Source organism: Aminobacter sp. P4_H6_2 (assembly GCF_056400805.1).
In genome coordinates, this window is sequence record NZ_JBFUKO010000334.1 from 1 (window position 1) to 5,968 (window position 5,968).

Sequence of the window (5,968 nt, forward strand, 5' to 3'; positions counted from 1 at the left end):
GGACCGGCACCGGGGGAACGTGCAAATCGGGCCCGGCACGGCTCGCCGCCATGGTGGCGCGAGCCGGCGCCCGGATGGAGTCCGGGCGCCTCATGTCTGCAAACACAATCAAGCGAAGTCGAAGTCGAAATTGATATCTATATCAGCGYCCTGATCTGCCGTTTGATTCTGGTCGACGTCCACGTCGACGTCCTGGTCCTGATCGACATCTACGTCGTTGTCGTTGGATTGCGTGACATCGGTGTCGGTGTCGTTGTCATTGTCAGCATCGCCGTCGGCGTCTGCGTCGGCATCCGCGTCAGCATCGCTGTCTTTGTCAGCGTCGGCATCCGCGTCAGCATCGGCGTCGTTGTCGGTGTCTGCGTCCTGGTCGGTGTCGTTGTCGACATCCGAATCGTTGTCGTTGTCGATATCTACGTCTGAGTCCTGGTCGGTATCGACGTCGACGTCCTGGTCTTGATCCTGGTCGAGGTCCTGATCGATGTCGGCATCTATGTCGATGTCGAAATCATTGTCTTTGATGTCAGCCATGGGGTTACCCTCCCTGTTGAGCAAAGCCGCTCTGGCGAGCGTCTGCCTCCGGAGCGGATCGACAGCTACCGGGACGGTCAGTCAGACCCGGCGACAATCCATCGATGCGACCAAGCATCCCTGTTCAAGGCTTTGGAGAATAGTTGCCAATATGCACCTTGCCCAAATGGGTTGAACAAGGTTCCAATTGGTTCGCCCGATCAGGTGACAGCGACCCGAAGTGGTTAACCGTTTTGGATGAAGCCAATCAAGGATGACACAATATTGGCGAAGCGGGGTCGAGCCCCGCTTGCTTTGCTTGGCGAAAAACGGATTTCAGGCGTCGATGTCAGTCAAATCGACGATGATGTCGACATCGGCGTCAGCGCCAGCTTCGTCTTCGAGGTCGACATCAATGTCGGTCCCGTCGTCATCCTCTTCCAGATCGACAAGCCCACGCACCAAGGTGTCGATGAGAGAGGCTATGTCCACATCCACGTCGGCTTCCAGATCGTCGCGGATTTCTATGTCGACATTGACGTTCCCGTCGCTTTCGGTGTCCTGGTCGAGTTCGGCATCGATGCTATCTTCGTCATCGTCGTCCACGTCGACATCCAGGTCGCTTTCGATTTCGACATCGTCTTCGACCTCGGCATCGATCTCGACAATGATGTTGCCGTCGCTGTCTTCGCTGACCTCGACATCGACTTCGATCCGCTGATCGACCTCAGGTCTTTGTTCACCTGAAACGCCGATGTCGTACCCTTCCCCGCCGCCAGCGTCGCTGTCGACATCGGCATCCTGATCCATTTCGCCGTTCTGATCGATCTCGGTGTCGAGCTCGACGATGGCGGGGCGCGAACCGATGACGAGCACATCGATATCGACGTCGTCGTCGAGTTCGGAATCTTGCTTCAAGTCAAGGTCGATGTCGTCCACGTCCTGAACGGTGTCGTCGTTCTCATCGGCGGATTCGTTGATGTCATCCGCGCCGTCCTGTTCGACCATCGCGTCACGCTCAACTTTGTCGTCAGGCTCCATCGTGCGTCTCCCTGGTACGCAGCCGCCGGCGACCAGCATTCCACCTTCCAAAAAGCGCGGATAGACACCAAGTCGGGTGAAGTGTGACGGGTCTGGAACGGCGCGGGAGCTCTTTCGATGTCAGCTCAACGAGGCATCCGCGCGCTGGCATCACTCATTGGGGCCAATCCCCAAAAGCGAAGACGATAGGATAGGATGAGATCGAATAAATCTCGGCGAAACGAGGTACCCCCCGCCCATCTGGCGAGCCATGCCATGACAGGACGGGATGCGGCATCCTGGCGATGTCGCTCCATTGGAAGGGCCGAGGCCTATCTGTGCCCCGGCACCAGACCGCCAGCTCTCTCGATGCTCAAGTCCCCCTGCGGTATGAAAGCCTCGAGCTTGCTGGGAAGGTGGGTTAACGCGCGCCCCAGGTATCGCTCAGCCGGTAGCCCTCAGGCCATGGGTCGGAGGGGTCAAGCATGTGCTGATGGGTCCCGGTGATCCAGGCGCGGCCGGAGATTTCCGGCAGGATGGCTTGGCGGTCGCCGACCTTGCAGGTGCCAAGGATGCGGCCGGAGAAGGTCGAGCCGATCAGCGACACCGCCGTCAGCCGGTCGTCGAGCCCCATCTGCCCGCGGGCATGCAGCACCGCCATCCGCGCCGACAGTGCCGTGCCGGTGGGCGAGCGGTCGACCTTGCCGGGCTGGATGGCCACGGCTGCACCGGCGCGGAGGCCTTCCGCCGTGCGCTCAACGAGGCCGGCGAACAGGCAGAAGGAAAAATGCTTCCAGTCGGGGTTTTCAGGGTGGTGGAAGCCGAGCGCCGCATTGGCCGCGTTGGTGATCTTGACGCCAAGCTTGGCGATGTCGTGTGCCTCATCGGACTTCAGCTCAAACCCCAAGGCGGCGGCGTCGACGATAACGAAGCTGTCGCCGCCATAGGCCGTGTCGACAGTGAGCGTGCCTAGCCCCTCAACTTCCAGCTTCGCGTCCAGCCGTTCGGCAAAGCTCGGCAAGTTCTGCACGAAAATGCGCTCGGCCTTGCCGTYGCGGCATTCCGCCCGCACGCGCACGAGGCCGCCCGGGGCTTCGAGGGTGATTTCGGTCACCGGTTCCTGCATAGGCAAGATGCCGCTGTCCAGGAGCACCGTTGACACGCAGATCGAGTTCGAGCCGGACATGGGTGGGGTATCTTCCGGCTCCATGATGATGAAGGCCGCATCCGCTTCAGGATGCTTCGGTGGCACCAGAAGATTGACGTGGCGGAACACGCCGCCGCGCGGCTCGTTCAGCACGAAATTGCGCAGCGTGTTGTCCTTGGCGATCCAGCGGCTCTGCTCCCAGATGGTGTCGCCGGGCGGAGGTGTCACGCCACCGACGATGACGTCGCCGACCTCGCCCTCGGCATGGGCCGAGATCACATGGATGGTTTTGGTGCTGCGCATGGATACCTCCTCAGAGCAATTCCAGGAAAAGTGCAACGCGGATTCCCGTCCGGAATTGCGTAAAAACAAAGAGAGATGGAGCGTTTTCGCTTTCCTTCGAAATGCGAAAACGCTCTAGGAAAGCCAGTCCGGCAGGCGCTCGGGGACGCGCCCGGTCAATGCCGCGATCACGCAATCGGCGAGATTGCTAAAGCGCACCGCGCGACCGGAGAGACCGGGACCGTAGTGGGCGTATTTGCCGGAATTTGTCATCAGCGCACGGGTTCGGGTCGGGAACACMGGTTCGGAGATCGAGCACCAGCACAAGTCGGGYAGTACCTGCACGCCACTCGCTTCGAGCTGTGCTAGCGTGCCGTCGGCGCGGGCGTCCGATATCACCTGGTTTCCGGCGGTGACGATCACCGCAACTTCTGGACGGCGCTTACGTCCAGCGAGTACGGCAGCAAGCTCCCGGCATTCGTCGAGCGAGGCATGCGGGCTGCCTATGGCGACGAGTTCCACCTCTTCCGGCCCAGCGTTCAGGACCTTCCAAGCGGCAGCCATGTCGGCCCGCGTGATCGCGACCCTGTCCGCATCGGCGGCCACTGCGCCGCCGGCCTCTGGCGTCACGCCCTCGACATGCAGCATAGGTGCGGCGGACGTGGTGCCGAAGGCTGCGCACAGTGCCTTGAGATCGTCGCGCGAGGGGTTCCCTGCGGCCAGCCCGCGCAGTAGCGGGATGCGGTCGGGTGCTGCACGACCGGCGAGATAGCCGATCAGCGGCCAAAAGGCATCGTCCGCACCTTCGGCCAGTTCAATGTCGATGACGCGCCGTGCCTTGCGGTGGATGTCGAGGTAGACGCCGGACAGCGGCGCGCGTCCGGTCAGCGCGATACAGAGGTCGAGGAAGTCGGGGTGCTTCGCCGTCCGCGCGCCGATAACCGTATTAGCGAAGATCACGGCGTTGGATTCGGCCCAGGCGATGGTTTCGCCGCGTCCAGGTGCGCTGTCGAGCAGGTATGGCGAGCAGGTGAAAGTCGGGCGGCAGCCCATCCGGACATAGGCATCTGCGAGGCGGGCTGCGGGATCGCCGAATGCATCAGGCACGCCCTGCATTTGCCAATTGGCGCGGTCGACTGAAATGGCGTTCATTGTTGACGGCACGCGGACGCGCGCCCCCATGTCGGCCATCTTTTCGGCAAAAGTCAGGTTGGCAGGACTGGCATAGATGCAGCCATCGATATGGACCTGAGTTACATCAACCAGTCCGCGCGCACCTTGTTGCGCCGCCATGGCGGAGATTATGCGCATTGCCTGCTGTACTGCTGGGCCATCGCGGCCATCAAGCATGGCCCGATCGGCTTCGGTGAGTTCGAGCGCGGACATAGTGGGCGAGCTGACGGGCAGTGTCAGGCCATCGGCTTCGATCGCAATATCGGTGATCCGCGCGGACTTGACCCGAGACAACGCTTCATAGGCATCGGGTTCCAGGCGGAGCACCGGCAGCGGCTTGCCGAACAGCTCCGAAGCGATCAGCGCGCCGAGCGTCAGCACGTCCTCGGCTTCAGAAAACACCAGCGCCGCAGGCGCCCGCCCGGTCAGCACGAGATCGAGCAGCACGCCGGAGCCGGTGCAGGAGCCACGGCTGGATGGCATCATCAGGATGCTGCCGGTGAGGCAGACCCCGTGCAGCGGGTGGTGAACGTCGATCACGCAACCCGTAGCGGGATCAACCCCACCCCAGAAGCTCAGCGCTTCTTGCGTGGCGATGATGGGCCCGCTGGCGGAGCCACCAAGCATACTGCGAGTAGAAGCCTGCTGGTTCATTTCACGACGAAACCATGCGCGAAGGGATCACGGTCATCGATGAAGATCGTGTTGATGCCGGTCTGCCGCGCCCAGCCGGCGATCGAGGGGATGATCGCGTCGCGGCCTGCAACTTTCACCGCCGCTTCAACCCGACCCTTGAACAGGGAGCCGATGATCGATTCATGCACGAACTCGTCGCCGACCTTCAGCTTGCCCTTGGCGGCAAGTTGCGCCATCCGGGCCGAGGTGCCGGTGCCGCAGGGCGAGCGGTCGATGGCCTTCTCGCCGTAGAACACGGCGTTGCGCGCATGGGCGCCCTCGACGGTCGGCTTGCCGGTCCACTGGATGTGGCTGAGGCCCTTGATCTCCGGATGTTCCGGATGGACAAATTCGTACTTGGCGTTGAGGGCAGCGCGCAGTTTCGGGCTCCAGCCCACCAGTTCGCCGGCGGTATGGTCGGCCATGTCGCGAAAATTCTTCTGCGGCTCGACGATGGCGTAGAAATTGCCGCCATAGGCGACGTCGACGACGATTTCGCCCAGGCCCTCAACCTCGGCGGCCAGGCCCTCGGCATAGAGGAAGCCGGGAACATTGGTCAGGCGTACTTCCTCGACGAAACGGCCTTCCTGGCGGTAGGTGATGTCGACTTTGCCGGCCGGCGCGTCGATCGACAGCTTGCCCGGTTCGCGCGGGGCGATCAGGCCGTTTTCGATCGCCATGGTGATGGTGCCGATGGTGCCGTGGCCGCACATCGGCAGGCAGCCCGACGTTTCGATGAACAGCACGGCAACGTCGCAATCCGGCCGCGTCGGCGGATAGAGGATCGAGCCCRACATCATGTCGTGGCCACGCGGCTCATACATTAGGCCGGTGCGGATCCAGTCGAACTCGCGCAAGAAGTGCGCGCGCTTTTCCAGCATGTTGGCGCCTTCGAGGCGCGGGCCGCCGCCCGAAACGAGGCGGACGGGATTGCCGCATGTGTGCCCGTCGAGGCAAGAGAATGTATGGTTGGCCATGGTCGAGACCCCTGTCAGAATCTTTGAGGCGAGAAGGATGCAATGTCGATCGCGGGCGTCTTGCCGGTCAAGAGATCGGCGACGATCCGGGCTGTACCCGCCGATTGGGTCAGGCCAAGATGGCCGTGACCGAATGCGTAAATGACCCGCTCGGTGGCACGCGCCGCGCCAATGGCCGGCAGGC

General features: G+C 62.3%; 5 protein-coding genes and 1 pseudogene. All 6 read right to left on the minus strand.

Translation table 11 applies throughout. From position 1 onward, the window contains the following. Positions 1–108: 108 nt before the first annotated feature. A complete protein-coding gene (locus AC1DUU_RS20845) occupies positions 109–531 on the minus strand; it encodes a hypothetical protein (protein WP_476785305.1) in 423 nt (140 codons plus the stop codon). A gap of 315 nt (positions 532–846) precedes the next feature. Then, positions 847–1,551, minus strand: coding sequence for a hypothetical protein (locus tag AC1DUU_RS20850; protein ID WP_476785306.1), 705 nt, complete (start codon positions 1,549–1,551; stop codon positions 847–849). A gap of 400 nt (positions 1,552–1,951) precedes the next feature. After that, positions 1,952–2,980: a trans-3-hydroxy-L-proline dehydratase gene (locus AC1DUU_RS20855; RefSeq protein ID WP_476785307.1), complete on the minus strand. Its 1,029-nt coding sequence runs from the start codon at positions 2,978–2,980 to the stop codon at positions 1,952–1,954. Positions 2,981–3,094: 114 nt separating this feature from the next. After that, positions 3,095–4,786, minus strand: coding sequence for a cis-3-hydroxy-L-proline dehydratase (lhpI, locus tag AC1DUU_RS20860; protein ID WP_476785308.1), 1,692 nt, complete (start codon positions 4,784–4,786; stop codon positions 3,095–3,097). After that, positions 4,783–5,784, minus strand: coding sequence for a 4-hydroxyproline epimerase (locus tag AC1DUU_RS20865; RefSeq protein WP_476785309.1), 1,002 nt, complete (start codon positions 5,782–5,784; stop codon positions 4,783–4,785). The genes lhpI and AC1DUU_RS20865 overlap by 4 nt, the downstream gene beginning before the upstream one ends. A 14-nt stretch (positions 5,785–5,798) precedes the next feature. Next, positions 5,799–5,968: pseudogene (locus tag AC1DUU_RS20870) on the minus strand (amino acid dehydrogenase); the annotation flags it as partial.

Bases quoted from the DNA above. Each gene is read 5' to 3' on its own strand.
- AC1DUU_RS20850 (WP_476785306.1), bottom strand. From the start codon at position 1,551: ATGGAGCCTGACGACAAAGTTGAGCGTGACGCGATGGTCGAACAGGAC.